This is a genomic window from Comamonas squillarum (assembly GCF_025309455.1).
GTDB lineage: Bacteria > Pseudomonadota > Gammaproteobacteria > Burkholderiales > Burkholderiaceae_C > Comamonas > Comamonas squillarum.
Map to the genome: position 1 here is coordinate 1,206,618 of NZ_CP104377.1, position 17,261 is coordinate 1,223,878.

A 17,261-nucleotide genomic window follows, 5' to 3' on the forward strand; every position below is an offset into this window, starting at 1 on the left:
TGTAGAAATAGAAGGCGGAAAGTTCAGGGCTGCAAGCCCAGCGCTGCATTGACCTTGGCCATGCTTTGCGATGCCTGGTAGAGCGCCTGGGCCAGGTTCTGGCACTGCACCGGGTTCAGCGCGGTGCCGGCTGTGTCGGCCACCTGGCTGTCATCGGCGGGCACGCCCAGCTCTTGCATGCGCTGGCGCAGCTTGGCCAGGCTGTCTTGCAGCTGCTGGTTCAGGCTCGGGTTGGCATTGGCCAGCACGGGGCCCAGCACTTGCTGGGCCTTGTTGGCCGCAGCCCAGCTGCCGTAGACAAACTGCAGCACAGCCAGGCCCTGCTCGGGCGTGGTCGCCTCGCCAGGAATCAAGGTGGAGGCACGCTCCAGCGCCTTGGCCGCTGCCGCAGCAATAGACTGGGGCTGCAAGGCCACGTCACCCAGGCGCTGGGCCAGTTGCTGCACATCCGTCTGCAAGCTGGTGGCCAGCGGCAGCAGCTGGTCCGCTGCCTCACCCGCTTGCAGGCCCGCAGCAATGCGCTGCAGGCCCACAAAGGCCGGGTCCTTGTCGCGCAGCGCAAAGTCAGCGGCACGCGCATCGATGCGGGCATTCAAATCGCCGTACTGCACGGCCAGCGGTGCCAGCTTTTGGTACTGGCCACGCGCCAGCGCAGCCAGCTGCTGTGCATCGGCGGGGTAGCCGTCTTGCGGCATCGCACCGGCGTCCAGCGGGTGGGCCAGCCGCTGCTGCAGCGCATCGACCATCTCTTGCAGGCTGGCCGTCTCGGTCAGCATATAGACCTGGTACTCGGCCAGTGCGCCCAGGAAGGCGGTCACCGGCGGCTTGGCCGCCTCGGCCTTGAAGGCGTCCGAGGTCGTCACCGTCAGGCTGCCACGCGCGGCGTTGAGCAGGCCGCAGGTCATCTCGTAGTTGCCAGGCACCAGGCGCGCGCTCAGCTGCTGCGTCATTCCCGGCAGAATGTTCTCGCGCTCTTCGAGCACCATCACGCCGTCCAGAATCTCCCACTCCAGCGCGCGCTGTGATTGGTTGACGATGCGGAAGATCACCTTGCCGGCCGGCACCGTCACCGCATTGGGGGTGCAGGTGCCCTGGTTGATTTCAATGGTCACCACCGGCACGCCATCGGCTGAGGTGGCGCTACCCGCAGCAGCGCCGCTGGCAAGCGGCGCGGTCGACGCCTGCCAGAAGGCAGCAGCACCCAGCAGGAACACGACCACACTGCCCAGCACCACCGGGCCCAGCCGGGGCGCAGGCTCGGCAGCGGGCACGGGGGTCGGTGCAGCGGCGGGGGTGGATGCGGCAGGCGCGGCGGCCACAGCAGGCGCCGCCTTGACCGGCCAGAAAAACATCACCAAGGTCACGGCCAGGTACAGCGCCCAGGCCAGCACTTCGCCGACGACCGGTGCATGCATATAGCCCAGCAGGCCGCCCAGAATCACGCCCAGCGGACTGTCCTCGGGCAAAACACCACTGCTGTCGAACACGACTTGCTGCAGCTGGTTCCAGACACCGGCCTCATGCAGGCGGCGCACCGCGCCAGCCAGAAGGCCAGCCGCGACCACCAAGATAAAGACGCCGGTGTAGCGGAAGAACTGGCGCAGATTGATGCGCACACCGCCTTTGTAGAGTCCAATGCCCAGCAGCACCGACAGCGCCACGCCGAGGAACGCGCCGGCAGCGGCACTCCAGCCCGAGCTTTGCTGGAAGATGGCGAGCAAGAAGAAGACCGATTCCACCCCTTCGCGTGCCACGGCCAGAAAGACCATGCCGATCAGCGCCCAGCTGGCACTGCCCGAGGTGCTGAGCGCCTTGTCGACCGAGGCCTGCAACTCGCCCTTGATCGAGCGCGAGGCCTTGCGCATCCAGAACACCATGCCCGTCAGCATGCCCACGGCGATAAAACCGACCAGGCCTTCAAACAGCTCCTGCTGCTTTTGCGGAAACTCGGCCGCCATCCACTGCAGCCCAGCGCCGACAAACAGCGACAGGCCCAGCGCAAGAAACACCCCGGCCCAGACGGCGGGCATCAGGCGGGCGCGGCCCGTGTGGCGCAGGAAACTGGCAATGATGCCAACGATCAGCGCGGCCTCGATGCCCTCGCGCAACATAATCAAAAATGGAACCAGCATGTAATGTGTTGCTCAAGCCGTGGGCGCATGCCAAGGGCCGCGCCGCCTGCTGATCTTTCTCAGTTCTGTCGATAAATGCCCAACCGCGCCGAACGGCCCACGGCCAGCCGCAGGCAGACAATGCGGCGATGCAGCAAAGGCAGGTGCAGCATGTTAAGACCAAACCGCCGTCGCAGTCAGCGCAACCGAAGACCGCCTACATGCGGGCACAGCATTTACAAGCAAAAACGCATATCTTATCATCGCGCACATGGCTTTGAAGCTATCAATTAGATAGCATCGGTCATCCAAGAAACACCCATGCCGCCATCATGGCGTAAGGCTGGCTTCAGCCTCGGGTCCTCTCCCGCACCGCACTGGGGTCCTGGCCAGCAGCCAGACGCCCAGCTTTTCAGTCAGGCGCACCAGATCGGCCACTGAGCTCAGCTGCAGCTTGCGCATCGCATTGCTACGCCGCACTTTCACTGTCACTTCACTCAGCTGCAGCTGGTGCGCAATCTGCTTGTTGAGCAGGCCCTGCACCACCAGCCGCACCACCTCGCGCTCGCCCTCGGAGAGCGCCTGCCAGCGGCCATGGCTCTCGGCCCGGTCCGCATCCTGCAGGCGCCGGGCGCGGTCTTGCGCAATGCCGTGGTGGATGGCATCGAGCAGATCCTGGTCCCGAAAAGGTTTGGCCAGAAAGTCGATGGCGCCCTGCTTGATGGCCTTGACGCCCATCGCAATATCGCCGTGTCCGGTGATGAAGACCACGGGCAGCAGCAGGCCCAGGCTCTGCATCTGGCGCTGGAACTCCATGCCGCTTTGCCCGGGCATGCGCACATCGAGCACCAGGCAGGCGGGCGCATCAGCGGGCGGATGCGCCAGAAATTCGGCCGCAGAGGCGAAGGAGCGCACAGGCAAGCCGACAGAGGCGAGCAGATCCTCCAGCGCGGCGCGCACCGAGTGGTCGTCATCGACCACATAGACCATCGCAGCTTCCGTCATGCCAGGCCCTCCTGCGGCGCCACCGGCACGCTGAATGCAAACACCGCCCCACCCTGTAGATGGGGCTCCGCCCAGATATGGCCACCATTGCTCTCGACAATGCTGCGGCTGATGCTCAGCCCCACGCCAATGCCCTCATGCTTGGTGGTCCAGAAAGGTTCAAACACCTGCTCCTGCGCACCAGCGGGCAGGCCCGGGCCGCCATCCGATACCCGAAACACCAGCTTGTCCTGCAGCTGCAGCGATTCCACCAGGATGGTGCGGCGCGCTATATCCACCAAGGCCGTGGCCTCCATCGCATTGAGCACCAGATTGGCGATGACCTGCTGGACCTGCACCGGATCGGCCAGCGCCAGGGGAAGGCCAGCGGCCAGATCGGCACGCATCGCGATGTCCAGTCGCTGTATCTCCGCCTGGGACAGCGCCAGCACTTCGCGCACGGCGGCGTTGAAGACAAAGGGCCTGGGGCTGGCGGGTTCGCCCTTGCTGAGCTTGCGCACCCGGCCAATGATGGCGCTGGCCCGGTCGGCATCGCCCAGAATACGCAAGAGCGCCTGCCGGGCCTTGTCCAGGTTGGGCGGGTCTTGCTCCATCCAGCGCTGGCAGGCATGGCCGCTGGTCACGATCGCTGCCAACGGCTGGTTGAGCTCATGCGCAATCGAGGTGGTCAAGCCCTCCAGGCTGTGGATGCGCGAGATGCGCAAGAGCCTGGCCTGGGCCTCATGGGCGGCCGCGCGCGCCAATTCCGCCCTGCAGGCCAGGTAGCCCGTGATCAGAATGGCCACCGTGCTGATCAGCATATTGATCTGGCCTGCGCGCAGGTCGCCATAGCGGGTGATGAAAAAGCTCAGCCAAGTCAGCGCAATGCAGCTGCCGGTGAGCACCATGAGCCCCCGCAAGGCCAGCACATGGGCCATCGCCACAATGACCACGGTGTAGAACACCGACACCGCCACTTCGTAACGGGTCGCCGTGTCGATCAGAAACAGCAGCACCAGCGCGAGCACCATCGCCATGACGTGCAGGCCTGGGCGGCGCCAGAGTTGGGGTGGCAGGAACGGGGTCGTCATCAGAAACACGCACACAAAGCGGCGCTGGGTTGCAGGGATCGCAAAAGGCTACCACGTCAACGGCAACGTGGGACCAAAGGCCCCCCACATCAAAAACGGGTGTTCAGTCCAAAAGCCACCCGGCTCACGGTGGTCTGGCTGGCATCCACGGCCGCATCCAGTGCATAGGCACGCCCATGGGCAACAAAGGCATAGACACTGGTGCGCAGCGACAGCGGGTGGATATAGCCCAACGACATCACCTGGCTGGTTTTCGCGCGCGCACCGCTGTCCTGCCAATCCCAGTTGGGCCGCGCCTGGGACCACTGTGCTTGGAGCTCGCCGTGGTTCAGAGGAATGGACACACCCAGATAGAGCGCGTCCAGGCGGCCGCCATCGATGAACTCGATCGGCCCCAGCCCCTTGAGCCCGGCCGCCTGCAAATCCGCCGAACCATCGCCGCCATTGCGCCCGACAAAGCCATTGCGCTGGCGGCTCCAGCCCGCCGCCAGGCGTGCCACGCCAAAGTTGTAGCTGGCACCCAGTTGCGCGGCGCTGGGGTGCCGGCCCGCCAAGCCAGCGTGCAAAAGGACGGCATTGGCCTGCTCCCAGCTCGCAGCCAGCAGCCAGGGGCCGTCCTCATAGCGCAGTGCCAAGCTGTAGAGCTTGTGGGTGGCGCTGCCCGTCGTGCCTGCGGCTGGCGCGTCACCCGCATCAAAGCTGTAACTGGCGCCCAGCTGTACACCGCCCCACTGCGGGCTGCGCCAGCTGATCTGCTGGGACACCTGGTAGTTGTCCGAGGCCCGCAACAAGGCGCCCACACCAAAGCTCTTCCAGGACCCGACCTCGATCGCACTGACAAAGGCCTGGCCCACGGTGTACTGGCGCCCCAGGCGCAGCTCGCCCAGGCTCGCATTGCCCACCCCCACCCAGGACTGGTAGTTGAACGGCCTTGCCGGATCATCGGGCGCGCCGTGGGCGGCATCCAGGCCGCCTTCCAGCGCAAAGGCGGCGTAGCTGCTGCCACCCAGTGCCTCGCGGCCCTGCAGGCCCCAGAGCGAATCGGACTGGCCGCCACTCAGCAGGCTCTTTTGCGTTGGCGCCCCGCTCACCCGGGTCCAGCCGATGGCGGCATCGACCGTGCCATACAGGCGCAGGCTGGTCTGCGCCAGGGCTGGCATTGCGGCTGCGGCGGCCAGTGCGGCTGCACCGCTGGACAGCGTACGGGCCCAAGCCCGGCGGACGGATGGCTGCCGGGACGGGGCCGAGCGCAAGGCGACCCTGGGAAAAAACAATGGCGACATAGCGGGCTCGGTCATGGCGCGGCCAGGGCGCTGTCGCATCCTGCGACGGGCGCAGCGGCCTGGCTGCTGAAAAAGGGGCAGGTGAAAGATAAAGGGCAAACGGCGGGTGAGGCAATGGCGCAAAAACAACCGATGCAATGGACTTGGTGCTGTCATCGCAATGTGCCCGAGTGCTTGACCATCCAGACAGGGATGGCGGTGAGCACCAATACGGCGAGCAACTGCATCCAGAGCGAGCCCTGCCAGGACAGCTCGGGCATCACCCGAAAATTCTGGCCATACCAGTTGATCAGGGCCGTACCCGGAATAAAGGCCGCCCAGAGCACACTGAATACCTTGGTCACATTCAGGTCGCTCATTGCCACCGTTTCCTCGGCCGCACGGCGGTGGAAGCGCTGGCGATCGAGCATGCAGCGAGCCCGCCGCTGTACGCCCTCGATCTCGGCCAGCAGCGCATCCACATGAATGCTCTGCAGCTGTGATCCCTGCCAAGCACCGCGGCGCAGCTGCATCGCTGCCTGGGCCAGGTCATCGAGCGCCTGCACAACCACCGACAGCGGCCGGTGGAGCATGGACAGATGGCTGTCTACATCGGTCAGGTCTTGGGCACCCCGGGTGCCGGGCGTGCCCACCGTCAACTGGAAGCTCCGCAGCGAGCGCATCGAGGTCGCCAGCCCCTTGTCGATGCCGTCCAGCACCAGACCGGTCTGGCCCAGCAACTGGTGCAGCAGCACCAGCGCGACGGCATGCGCGCTGCCCGCAGGCAAGCCCTGCGCCTTGAAGCGCTCGAGCGCCTGACCCGGGCGCAGCATGCGGTAGCCTGTCTCGACCGTGTAGAGCGCCTGCGCATCCGCAGCCTGGTGCCACAGCAGATCGGCCACCAGCACCCTCCCGTCTTGCACGCGCGCGCATCGGATGCGCATCGCAGCACCCGCACCCCATTGGCGCTGCGCGGTTGTTGACAGCAGGTCGATGCCATGGCGCCTGCCCAGGTCATCGAGCGCCTGGGGGCTGGCGGCATGCAGGCGCGTCCATAGAGGCAAGGTTTGATCCCACGTCATCGCATCCACCCCTTGCGTTTGATGTAGGCCAGCGGCACCAGCGCGAACAGGCCTGTCAGCCCCATGACCATCCACTCCCCCCAAGGCAGCGCCAGCTCGGGCATGTAGGCAAAGTTCTGCCCGTAAAACGCAGCGACCAGGGTGGGAGGTGTGAAAACAGCGGTGACCACGGTGAACACCTTGATCACCTGGTTCTGCTTGATATCGAGGGTCGTCATCAGTGACTGCTGCAGGTTGCGGATCTTGTCATGCTGAAACCGGGCATAGCGCCGCAGGCTGTGGATGTCCGACAGCAGCACCGGCAAGCGCGGCCCCCAGTGTGCATCGCCTGCCGCGCGCCGCAGCCAACGGCCCGCACGCGCCAGCATCAACTGCCCCTCAACCGCCTTGGCCACCAGCTCCTCGGCCTCACCCAGTGCCATGGCGGTGCTGGCGATATCCGCCACCCCTGCCTGGCGCTTGGCGGTGTCAAACCCGCCGCTGGCCGCGGCCACGGCATCGCTGCGCTCGTCCAGGCGCGCGGCGATATCGCGCAAGCTGGCATGGGCCGCGTCGTTGAGTGCGTCGAGCATGCAGAACATCGCTGTGCAGGGGTCGAGGGCGCAGCCATCGCCCATGGACGCGAGCAGTTGCTCGCCAGCCTGGTCCAGGGCATGCAGGCGCGGGCCCTGCTCCACGCTGATGAGCCGCTCCTTGCCGAGCGCAAAAAGCACGACCGTCTCCCGGAACGCCTCGTCCTGGAGCAGGACCAGCTCCACAGGGATGACGATAAAGTCGCCTTCCTGCGTTGCCGCCCGGCCGCGCTCCCAGGACAGGTTGAGCCTATGCAGACGCTGCGCAGCCGCCAGCGACTCGCCCTGCTGGGCGTTGAGGCGCAGCCAGCCGGCCTGGGCCAGGCGGGCGTCTATGAGGCCACCGGCCGCGTGGCAGTGGATACGTGCCTCGCTCATCGCTGCACCTCACTGGCGGTCGGCGCGGGTTCAGCGGCTTGCTTGGCCCTGTCCTGCTGGTCCAGCACATAGCCCCCATACAGATGCAGCGCGGCAAAGCTGCCCAGGATGAGTGCATACAGCACGATCACCGCGATCATGATTTCGCGCTCAATCTGCGCGGTACGCGGGCGGCTGGCACGTGCCTCGTTGATCGCCTGGCGGCGCTGCGATGCGGCCTGGCTAGCATCTTGCAAGCTCAGGTCGGCATTCCACACCAGGCCTTCGAGTTGGCGGTTGAGCGTGGTGTAGCTAAAGCTAATTTTGTCAGTCGTTGGCGGCATCAGAAATACTCCAGGTAGGGGGTCACAGACTTCGCACTGCTTCTTGCGGCAAGCAGAAATGTGGTCTTTGCAATGGCATCGCTGCGCTCAACGCAGCCAGCCGCGGTGTTTGACATAGAGCAGCGGCAGCAGCGCCAACCCAGCCGTCAGGGCGATGGTGAAGGGCTCGCCGTATTGCCACTCAAGGATCGGCATGCGGGCAACGTTCATGCTGTAGTAGGTAGAGATCAGCATCGCGGGCAGGAACACGGCCGTCACGACGGAGAACACCTTGACGATCTGGTTTTGCTTGACGTTCAGCGCCATGTTGTTGGTGGTCTGGAGCAGGCGAACCCGGTCATGCACAAAGCTCACATGCTCCTCCACGGCCTCGATGTCTTCGATCAAGGTGCTAAGCAGCGGCTGGAGTGGCGCATCAGCTAGGGGCATCCGCGCCAGCGCATGGCGGGCCGCCAGCGCCAGCTGCAGCTGGCTCTCCAGGCAATCGGACAGCAGCTCTTCGACCTCGCCCAGGTCCAGCTGCGCTGCCACCACATCGCTTACGCCAAAATCGCGGTCCCGCGCCTCCAGGCTGCCCAGCACCGCGTTGGTCTGCACCAGCACGCGCCCCAGATCGCTGTTGAGCGAGTCCAGCAACGCATCGGTCGCATCATTGATGGCCTGCAGGACCAGCACAAAACTCTCGAATGCCCGCGCTCCATGGCCTTGGCGTTGCATCCTGGCTTGCGCCATCTCCAGCGCCTGGGGTGCGTCGCTGGGCTCCAGAGAAAGGAGCATGTCCCGGCCAAGCACAAAAATGACGCGACTGGCTCTCTTGCAGCCTTGCTCCACGCCCAAAAACGTGATCGCAAAGTAGCTGAACTCGCCATCCTGGCTCAGGTTGCGTTGCAGGCCGTAGGCTATGTCCAGCCCCAGGCTTTGCTTGATGTCTGCCAGCTTGCCAGGCTCATCGGCACGGATCCGCAGCCACTGGGGCACAGCGTCCCCGTTGGCATCGGCAGCGGGTTGGAACAGGTGGGAGCTACGCTGCATACTCATGGCGACGGCTCCTGCACGGATGCATCGGATGTGAGAGAACGCGCGCTTTCGTAAAAGCCCGCGTGCGAGCCCGAGGTGGACGAGGTCTTGGTATCCCGGTGGTAGTTGCCAAAATGCAAAGCTGCCACGGCAAGCAACAAGATGCCCCAGGTAAGACCCAGCATCGACAAGGACAGGCGCTCATAGCGTGACCAGTGCCGGGGCCGCTGCGGCGGCACTGCAAAGGGGCGGCGTGCAGGCCGGCTCCAGACGAGGCCATGGAGGGCCCGCTCGGTGTTGACCGGCAGTGGTAATCCACCGGGCGACGGGTATTGGGAAGATGGCATGGTGCATCCTGGTTGGCGCAGCCCTGCCCGGCCCTGGCGCGCAAAAGCGCGTGCCAGGGGCTGGCGGGATAGCGGGTTGGCAAGAAAAGGGCTGCAGGCGCCGCGTGTGGCAACGCGCAGCGCAGGTGCTAACGGCGGGCGCTCGCGGCGGACCGGTCTGCGGGCAAATCGGCCCGTGGGCCCCCTAGCCAGCACAGCGCGCGGGAGCGGCCCGAGGGCCGGTAAGCCGTCAACCTGGCTGGGCGGTCAAGGCCCTGCAGGCGCTGACGGGCAACCCGGCTCAAGAGGGCGACCACCCGTGCCCGGTCAGCGGTGGGCAGCATTGCCAGTGCATCGGCTGCCACCGGGCCGGAGAGGCCCGACAGCGCCTGGGCGAATGGCTTGTCGCCCTGGGATGCCAGAAAGGCGGGCAGCACCGAAGAGGCGCCAGACGCCACAGCGGCCCGGATGACGCGCTGCAAAAGCGCGGTGGATGGGGAGTGAAAAAACAGCATGAGAAGGTCCTTGGGGCAGCGCCTCGCCAAGGCCTCTCATGCATTCAGGCGCGAGATGGACTTGGGGCGATGGCCCGAGAGGGGGTGGTGGTGCACTGCAAAGGGAGGCGGCGCTTGCAGCAGCGCATGTCAGGCTCAGGATCGGGGTCCATGGCTTTTCTCCAGGTCAAAAGTTCTGCGGATGCCCATGTCGTGCTTCAACAACTGAGGTGCGCATCGGCGGCAATCGTCGGGCGCTTACATGGACCGGGGCGGAGCGTCATCGTTGTGCGACAGTGCAGGTCTTTCGCGACGACAAAAAGAATTCTCGCAGGCTGGCGCGCCAATCGCCACTGGTCTTTGGGGTAGATGCCACCGCCATTGGGATGGGGGCGATATACGAAGGTATATGGCGCCAACACATGCCGGCCTCCAACCCGACAGCAAATAAAAAAAACCGGCAGCCCTCACGGGTCTGCCGGTTGCGCAAAAACAGCCTGGGCGGCATCAGCCAGCCCGGGCCTGGGCCTTATCAGCCCAGTGCAGCCACCGCTGCGTTGAAGGTGCTGCTGGGGCGCATCACGGCGTCCAGCTTGGCGGCGTCAGGCTGGTAGTAGCCGCCGATGTCAGCAGGCTTGCCTTGCACGTCCTTGAGTTCGGCCACGATCTTGGCTTCATTCTCGGCCAGGCTCTTGGCCAGGGGCGCAAACTTGGCTGCCAGTTCGGCATCGGTCGTTTGCGCGGCCAGGGCCTGGGCCCAGTACAGCGCGATGTAGAACTGCGAGCCACGGTTGTCCAGCTCACCGGTGCGGCGCGATGGCGACTTGTTCTCGTCGAGCAGCTTGCCGGTGGCCTGGTCCAGGGTCTGGGCCAGCAGCTTGGCGCGCTCGTTGTTGTTCTTGATGCCCAGCTCTTCGAAGGACACGGCCAGCGCCAGGAACTCTCCCAGCGAATCCCAGCGCAGGTGGTTTTCTTCCACCAGCTGCTCGACATGCTTGGGGGCCGAGCCGCCAGCGCCGGTTTCGTACAGACCGCCGCCTTGCATCAGCGGCACCACCGACAGCATCTTGGCCGAGGTGCCCAGCTCCAGAATCGGGAACAGGTCGGTCAGGTAGTCACGCAGGATGTTGCCGGTCACCGAGATGGTGTCCAGGCCACGGGCTGCGCGCTCCAGCGTGAAGCGCATCGCGCGCACTTGCGACAGGATGTGGATGTCCAGGCCGTTCGTGTCGTGGTCCTTCAGGTAGGTTTGCACCTTCTTGATCAGCTCGGCTTCGTGTGGGCGGTACGGATCCAGCCAGAACACGGCAGGCATGCCGGAGTTGCGGGCGCGGGTGACAGCCAGCTTGACCCAGTCGCGGATTGGGGCATCCTTGACCTGGCACATGCGCCAGATGTCGCCCTGCTCCACGTTCTGGCTCATCAGCACTTCGCCGGTGGCGATGTCCACGATGTTGGCCACGCCGTCTTCGCTGATCTCGAAGGTCTTGTCGTGCGAGCCGTATTCCTCGGCCTTTTGCGCCATCAGGCCCACGTTGGGCACGGTGCCCATGGTCTTGGGGTCAAAGTTGCCGTGCCACTTGCAGAAGTTGATCACTTCCTGGTAGATGCGGGCAAAGGTCGACTCAGGCATCACGGCCTTGCAGTCGTATGGCTTGCCATCGGCGCCCCACATCTTGCCACCGGCGCGGATCATCGCAGGCATCGATGCGTCCACGATCACGTCGTTGGGCGAATGGAAGTTGGTGATGCCCTTGGCAGAGTCCACCATGGCCAGCGCGGGGCGGCCTTCCTGGCACTTGTGCAGGTCGCGGATGATTTCTTCGCGTTGCGAGGCAGGCAGGGTTTCAATCTTTTCGTACAGATTGGCCATGCCGTTGTTGACGTTCACGCCCAGCTGATCGAACAGCTTGCCATGCTTCTCGAACGCTTCCTTGTAGAAAATGCGCACGCAGTGACCGAACACGATGGGGTGGGACACCTTCATCATCGTGGCCTTGACGTGCAGCGAGAACAAAATGCCCGACTGCTTGCAGTCTTCGATTTCCTTTTCGTAGAAAGCCAGCAGGGCCTTTTTGCTCATGAACATCGAGTCGACCACTTCTGCGTCCTGCAGCTTGACCTTGTCCTTGAGCACCACGGTCTTGCCGGACTTGGTCTCCAGCACCATCTTGACTTCGCGGGCCTTGTCCAGCGTCATGGACTTTTCACCGTGGTAGAAGTCGCCCTCTTCCATGTGCGAGACATGGGTTTGCGACCACTGCTTCCACTCGCCCATCGAATGGGGGTGCTTCTTGGCGTAGTTCTTCACGGCCAGCGGTGCGCGGCGGTCCGAGTTGCCTTCGCGCAGCACGGGGTTCACGGCCGAGCCGATGCACTTGCTGTAGCGGGCCTTGATGTCTTTTTCTGCATCGTTGGCAGGGCTGTCTGGGTAGTCAGGCAGCTTGTAGCCGTGGTCTTGCAGTTCCTTGATCGCTTCTTGCAGCTGGCCCACCGATGCGGAAATATTGGGCAGCTTGATGATGTTGGCATCTGGCGTCAAGGTCAGCTTGCCCAGGTCGGCCAGGTTGTTGGGCACGCGCTGTGCTTCGGTCAGAAACTCAGGGAATTCACCCAGAATGCGGGCTGCCAGCGAAATATCACTCTCGGCCACATTGATGCCAGCGGCGCTCGCAAAGCTGCGAACAACTGGCAAGAACGCTGCGGTCGCCAGACGAGGCGCTTCGTCGGTCAGGGTGTAGATGATGGTGGGTTGCTGGGTAGTCATCTGGTCTTTCAAGTGGCAAAAGTTCTGATGTGCGTCGCGCCCTGGCCGGTCTCCACGGCCCAGGGCGCGCCCGCGTAAACTCCGTCATGATGGACCGCTCGCCAGTCGTTGGGAAGCCTGTCCGTCAAATGTTGCAATGCAATATCACAATACGGAATTCAACACCAAGGATTGTCGCTGCTTTTTAAGTCTTATACAAGAGTTGGCCCAGCGAATTGTTGAGCCATAGCACGCAGCTGCCGCAAAATACGGTGTCAATGCCCGTTATGCCAGCGCCGCACGACAGCGCTGTGAAACCCCAGCCCGCTCTTTGCTTTGCGCTTTTGATCCTTTTTACCGCTGTCCCCGCCATGACCACGCCCCTGTCCTCCGCCCTCACCTTGCACGAAGCCGATGTGCAGTGGACGGCCATCCGCGCCCAGGGGCCCGGTGGGCAGAACGTCAACAAGGTCAGCTGCGCCATCCACCTGCGCTTTGATGTGCGCGCCTCGCGCCTGCCCGAGCCCGTGCAGACCCGTTTGCTCGCGCTGGCCGATTCGCGCATCACCCAGGATGGGGTGGTCGTCATCAAGGCGCAGAGCTACCGCACCCAGGAGCAAAACCTCTGGGATGCGCTTGAGCGCCTCAACGCGCTGGTCGCCAGCGTGGCGGTGGAGCCGCGCAAGCGCCGCGCCACCAAACCCACCTGGGGCTCGCAGCAGCGCCGCCTGCAAAGCAAAAGCCTGCGTGCCAATGTCAAAGCCCAGCGCGGCCGGGTGCGGGATTGACCATGCACCGCGCCCACTGGCGAAGGGCCGGTGATAATAAGAAGTAATCTCATTGGCCAACGCCTGTATTTTCATGAATGTGCGACGCAGCATCCTGATCGTCGATGACCACCAAAGCATCCGCGACCCTCTTGCCACTTTCATGCGCCGCTATGACTTCGATGTCGACACCGCCGGTGATGGCCTCGCCATGCGGCAGCTGCTCAAGGAGCACCGCTACGACCTCATCATCCTGGACGTGATGCTGCCCGGCGAGGACGGCCTGTCGCTGTGCGGCTTTGTGGCCGAGCACATCGGCACCCCCGTCATCTTGCTGACCGCAATGACCGACCAGGCCGACCGGGTGGCGGGCCTGGAGATTGGTGCTGATGACTATGTGCTCAAGCCCTTTGACCCGCGTGAGCTGGTGGCCCGGGTGCGCAGCGTGCTGCGGCGCGGTGCCCGCAGACGGGCAGACGATGCGGCGCAAACGGCTGCTGCGCCAGAAGCCTTGACAGAAAAGCGCTACACCTTTGAAGGCTGGTCCTTTGACCTCGCCACGCGCGAGCTGCAGGACCCCGGCCTCAGCCCCGTGCCGCTGACCACCGCAGAGTTCCATCTGCTGCGCGCGCTGCTGGAGAACTCCAACCGCGTGCTCAGCCGCCAGCAATTGATGGACCTCACCCAGCGCGAAGGCGCCGCATTTTTTGACCGCAGCATCGACACCCAGATCAGCCGCCTGCGCAAGAAGCTCGAATCGGACCCGCGCCAGCCCCGCATGCTCAAGACCGTGCGCGGCGACGGCTACCTGCTGGCGGCCAGAAACATCCGCCTGGCGCCATGAAGCTGCTGCCGCGCACCTTGGCCGGCCAGTTGCTCGCGCTGTTGCTGCTGGCCCTGGTCGTCGCCCACCTGGTCGCCGTCTTGCTGCTGACCTGGCTGCGCCAGGACAGTGACGTGGTCCACCCGCTGTCGGCCCACACCATCGAGACCCGGGTCACCGCCGCCTACCGCGCGCTGGAGAGCAGCCCTGAATCGGCCCAGCGCCTGGTGCAAAGCATCAGCCTGCCCGATTCGCAGTTCCGCATCCGAGCGCGCCCCTTTGACGACGGCCAACCCGTTAGCGAGCAGGAAGCCAAGCTCACCGCCAGGCTGCAAGAGCGCCTGGGCCTGGATGCGGGCGCCAACGCTGCAGACCCGCCGGTGCGCATCCATCTGCGCATGCGCTCGCCGTTGGCCGCCAGCCAGGCCGGCGATGTGGACCAGGACATCCTCGCGCTGCTGAGCCCGGCGTTCGAAGAAGATGGCAGCTGGATGCTGCATGTCGATGTGCGCCTGCCCGATGGCCAGTGGCTCAGCAGCTGGCACCTGCCCACCATGCTGCTCAGCCACTGGAGCCGGGTGCTGAGTTTTTCCATCCCCGTGGGCATGCTGCCCATCATCGTCATTGCGGTGCTGTTTGGCCGGCGCATCATGCAGCCGCTGCGCATGCTCACCGAGGCGGCCCAGCGCATCAGCCGGGGCGAGCGCTCCGCGCACCTGCCGCTGTCCGGGCCCGAAGGCGTGCGCGAAATCATCGAAGCCTTCAACGAGATGCAGGACCGCTTGCTCGGCGTCGTCAACGACCGCACCCGCATGGTCGCCGCCATTGGCCACGACCTGCGCACCCCCCTCACCTCGCTGCGCATCCGCGCCGAGCTGGTGGACGATGACGAGCTGCGCCAGGCGATGGTGAGCACCATCAACGAGATGCACAGCATGGTCGAAGAAATCCTGCACTTTGCCCAGGACGACGCGATGCGCGAAACCACCCAGCCGGTAGACCTGGATGCGCTCGTCGGCGAAGTCGTCGAGCAGCAGCGTAGCCTGGGCCGCCAGGTGGACTGGACGCCGCCCCCCAGCATCAGCTACCGCTGCCGCCCGGCCCACCTCAAGCGCGCCCTCGCCAACCTGATCGACAATGCCGCGCGCTATGGCCGTGTGCAAGTCCAGATGACCGTGCCGGATGCTGCTGACCCGGGCACTGCCGGCACCGTGCGCATGGAAATCGAAGACGAAGGCCCCGGCATTGCGCCGCAGGACATGGAGCGGGCCTTTCGGCCCTTTAGCCGGCTAGAGGTCGCCCGCAACGGGGAGACGGGTGGCTTTGGGTTGGGGCTGGCGATTGCGCGCTCATGCGTGCGGGCGCATGGGGGCGAGTTGAAGCTGCATAACCGCAGCGAGGGTGGGTTAAGGGCGGTGATTGAGTTGCCGGCTTGAGGCCCTGTCAAAGCCAGCACTCCAGGCGCCGAAGAGATCAGCACATCGCTTGACACTCAGGCGACAACAGGGCGACAACAGGGCGACACAGCGCGTACAGAACTATCGAATTTCAACACGGCGTCGCTAAAGGCCTTTCGCAAAACTGTCTGACGTAGAGCACACACTATCCCAGGCAGTCTGCTGTCTTCTCTTCTATGTCCACCGAATGCGCCCCACGTATTTGGCCTTAATGCTGTTCATTTAAGAGCACAACAGCCATCAAGGAACCAAACAGACAATGGACACATTTTGTCACCATCATTACAATAAGCAGACGAGTGACAACAAAGTTCAATACACGATCTCTGGGCACCTAGAAGCCTAGAATCTCGACCGCCAAGCGCGCCGCTTAGTCATACGGTTGCGCATCGCGTAGATATTCCAACAGAAAGTCATATTGTGAAGTTCCACGTTTCTTCAAACATGCCCGGGGGTAAGGGTATCCATGCAGCTGTGCTCCCCTCGGCAACCGGACTGTTCATTGCGTTTGCTGGGCTGTTGTCGTCATTCAACGTGCAGGCACAAGCGGCACTGCCCACGGTGTCATGCAGTTCGTCATCGGACGCTTTTAGCACTGGACATGACGCGTCAACCGGTGGCGCTTTGGCCCAAGGCGCCGCAGAGCCATCGTGGAAATTCGCGTTTGCAGGCAGGCCGGTCACCAACCCTTCGATCGCGTTGAGCGCAATACCTGAAGCCAGCTGGGGGCCCCTCACGGTCTATTGGACATCGCCCTGGAGCACGTCGCCCTACGCCAATGCCAATTGGGTTTCGCCAATGGGCTTTAGTGGTGCGGCCTCCCAACGCTGGGGCTATTACCGGTACCAGTTCAACCTGGACCCTGCGGTCAATCCGGCGGATCTGTCGGTGCAGTTGTCCTACCTGGTGGATGATGTCGCGACAGAGATCTATGTCAACGGCGTCGCCCAAAGCACTTACGCACCGGTCATCAGCCCGGGCTCGACATTTTCCACGCCACCCGTCTCGCGCACCTTGACGCAGGACTGGAAACCCGGCTTGAACGAAATCGTTTTTCAGGTTCTGGACTATGGCTGGGTGACCGGTTTGCTGGTGCAGGCTGAGCCCACGGCTGTGTGCAATCCCACGACGGTCGACATCACCAAAACCGCCAGTGCGAGCCAAGTCAACGTAGGCGGCACATTCAGCTACGATATTGTGCTGACCAACCAAGGCTCGCAAGATGCCACTGTTGCGCAACTGACAGACACCCCACCCGCTGATATCACCCTGAACGCATGGGCCTGCACGGCAGTCAATGGGGCGAGCTGCCCTGTCCCCAGCAGCGGCACCGGTCCTCTCAACCTCAGCAATCTGGCTTTGCCACCCGCCGCGACAGCAGGAGGGGCTGGCGGACAGCTGACGTTCACCCTCCAAGCCAGCGTTAACGCCAATGCAACGCCAGGCTCGCTGACGAACACGGTCCAAGCGACGCCATACGCCACAACCACACAGTGCTCTGCAGCGTCTGGGGGCGCGGCTGCCGCTCAATGCGCGGCATCGGCCAGCATCACCGTCGTCAAGCCTGTCACGCCCGAGCCGGCAGCGCCTACCCCTGTGCCCGCAGATGCTCCGTGGGCTTTGTTGGCCTTGGGCGGATTGCTGGCGGCCTTGGGAGCGCGCAAAGTGCGGTCTCAGGGTTCTGTGTAACGTCGGCACCTTCTTGCCCGTCACGCCCCTTCAGCCAACGCTGTGGGGGCGTTTCCGTTTTTTTCGCGAGCAGCAGCCCCGCAGATGAAGCACACGCTGCCTGTCCTCAATCTAACAGCACGTAAAGTCACAAACTGAC

Annotated in this window: 15 protein-coding genes; 4 read left to right on the forward strand and 11 right to left on the reverse strand. The window is 64.0% G+C overall.

The window, feature by feature from the left end; all coding sequences use genetic code 11:
• Positions 1-23: 23 nt before the first annotated feature.
• From efeU to N4T19_RS05700, 11 genes are all read right to left on the reverse strand, one after another.
• The gene (efeU, locus tag N4T19_RS05650) at positions 24-2,132 is read right to left on the reverse strand and encodes an iron uptake transporter permease EfeU (protein WP_260719656.1); all 2,109 of its coding nucleotides are present in this window, start codon (positions 2,130-2,132) and stop codon (positions 24-26) included.
• A 309-nt stretch (positions 2,133-2,441) separates the two neighbouring features.
• Positions 2,442-3,116 (reverse strand): response regulator transcription factor, encoded by a 675-nt coding sequence (locus N4T19_RS05655; protein WP_260719657.1) that lies wholly within the window; start codon positions 3,114-3,116, stop codon positions 2,442-2,444.
• A complete protein-coding gene (locus N4T19_RS05660) occupies positions 3,113-4,186 on the reverse strand; it encodes a sensor histidine kinase (RefSeq protein ID WP_182341718.1) in 1,074 nt (357 codons plus the stop codon). The genes N4T19_RS05655 and N4T19_RS05660 overlap by 4 nt, the downstream gene beginning before the upstream one ends.
• 89 nt (positions 4,187-4,275) lie before the next feature.
• Positions 4,276-5,469 (reverse strand): porin, encoded by a 1,194-nt coding sequence (locus tag N4T19_RS05665; RefSeq protein ID WP_260719658.1) that lies wholly within the window; start codon positions 5,467-5,469, stop codon positions 4,276-4,278.
• 152 nt (positions 5,470-5,621) lie between these two features.
• Positions 5,622-6,530, reverse strand: coding sequence for a CorA family divalent cation transporter (locus N4T19_RS05670; protein WP_260719659.1), 909 nt, complete (start codon positions 6,528-6,530; stop codon positions 5,622-5,624).
• The gene (locus N4T19_RS05675; protein WP_260719660.1) at positions 6,527-7,480 is read right to left on the reverse strand and encodes a CorA family divalent cation transporter; all 954 of its coding nucleotides are present in this window, start codon (positions 7,478-7,480) and stop codon (positions 6,527-6,529) included. Before N4T19_RS05675 ends, N4T19_RS05670 begins: the two co-directional genes overlap by 4 nt.
• Entirely contained in the window at positions 7,477-7,803 is a 327-nt protein-coding gene (locus N4T19_RS05680) for a hypothetical protein (RefSeq protein ID WP_182341726.1), read from the reverse strand. The genes N4T19_RS05675 and N4T19_RS05680 overlap by 4 nt, the downstream gene beginning before the upstream one ends.
• Positions 7,804-7,890: 87 nt before the next feature.
• Entirely contained in the window at positions 7,891-8,841 is a 951-nt protein-coding gene (locus N4T19_RS05685; RefSeq protein ID WP_243419198.1) for a CorA family divalent cation transporter, read from the reverse strand.
• Positions 8,838-9,167 carry a hypothetical protein gene (locus tag N4T19_RS05690; protein ID WP_198424322.1) on the reverse strand — a complete coding sequence of 110 codons (330 nt, stop codon included), beginning with the start codon at positions 9,165-9,167 and terminating at the stop codon, positions 8,838-8,840. Before N4T19_RS05690 ends, N4T19_RS05685 begins: the two co-directional genes overlap by 4 nt.
• Positions 9,168-9,295: 128 nt before the next feature.
• Positions 9,296-9,661, reverse strand: a complete 366-nt coding sequence (locus tag N4T19_RS05695; protein WP_260719661.1) for a hypothetical protein — start codon at positions 9,659-9,661, stop codon at positions 9,296-9,298.
• Between the two features lie 511 nt (positions 9,662-10,172).
• Complete coding sequence (locus N4T19_RS05700) at positions 10,173-12,407, reverse strand: NADP-dependent isocitrate dehydrogenase (protein ID WP_116924459.1); 2,235 nt, start codon at positions 12,405-12,407, stop codon at positions 10,173-10,175.
• 350 nt (positions 12,408-12,757) lie between these two features.
• Here N4T19_RS05700 and arfB point away from each other — a divergent pair, with 350 nt between their 5' ends.
• The 4 genes from arfB to N4T19_RS05720 all read left to right on the forward strand — a co-directional run bounded on the left by arfB (position 12,758) and on the right by N4T19_RS05720 (position 17,122).
• Positions 12,758-13,174: an alternative ribosome rescue aminoacyl-tRNA hydrolase ArfB gene (gene arfB, locus N4T19_RS05705; RefSeq protein ID WP_116924024.1), complete on the forward strand. Its 417-nt coding sequence runs from the start codon at positions 12,758-12,760 to the stop codon at positions 13,172-13,174.
• A gap of 73 nt (positions 13,175-13,247) precedes the next feature.
• A complete protein-coding gene (locus N4T19_RS05710; protein ID WP_116924025.1) occupies positions 13,248-13,997 on the forward strand; it encodes a response regulator in 750 nt (249 codons plus the stop codon).
• Positions 13,994-15,412: an ATP-binding protein gene (locus tag N4T19_RS05715; RefSeq protein WP_260719662.1), complete on the forward strand. Its 1,419-nt coding sequence runs from the start codon at positions 13,994-13,996 to the stop codon at positions 15,410-15,412. The genes N4T19_RS05710 and N4T19_RS05715 overlap by 4 nt, the downstream gene beginning before the upstream one ends.
• 441 nt (positions 15,413-15,853) lie before the next feature.
• Positions 15,854-17,122, forward strand: coding sequence for a DUF11 domain-containing protein (locus N4T19_RS05720; RefSeq protein WP_260719663.1), 1,269 nt, complete (start codon positions 15,854-15,856; stop codon positions 17,120-17,122).
• The last annotated feature ends 139 nt before the right edge of the window (positions 17,123-17,261 follow it).